A 313-nucleotide genomic window follows, 5' to 3' on the forward strand; every position below is an offset into this window, starting at 1 on the left:
ACAAATGGTGCTGGATGCTGAACACCATCTACTGTGACAACTGGACCGTTACAATGTCTGTATGATTGGTGTGTGATTCTTTGTCCATTAATAGATACAGCAGAAGCACCTGATATAAATAGTTCGTTTATCACATGAAAAATATGGCTCTCATGCACAATGTAATTATTGACATTTTGTCCACTCGGGATATAAGATGCATCTTCAAGAGACACTTTTACCCCTTTTCCTTTGACACCGATCTCTCCTGTAAACATTCTGTATTTCTCAACATCTTCCAGTACATTAAAATACTGCTCTTTTTCATTTTTCA

At 36.7% G+C, this 313-nt stretch carries 1 protein-coding gene; it reads right to left on the reverse strand.

All coding sequences use genetic code 11. The features are described from left to right. The coding region (locus tag SB658_RS22910; protein ID WP_410602547.1) for a DUF881 domain-containing protein at window positions 1–313 on the reverse strand (313 nt) is incomplete at both ends.

The organism is Bacillus sp. SIMBA_008 (genome assembly GCF_046535495.1).
GTDB classification, from domain to species: Bacteria; Bacillota; Bacilli; order Bacillales; family Bacillaceae; genus Bacillus; species Bacillus subtilis.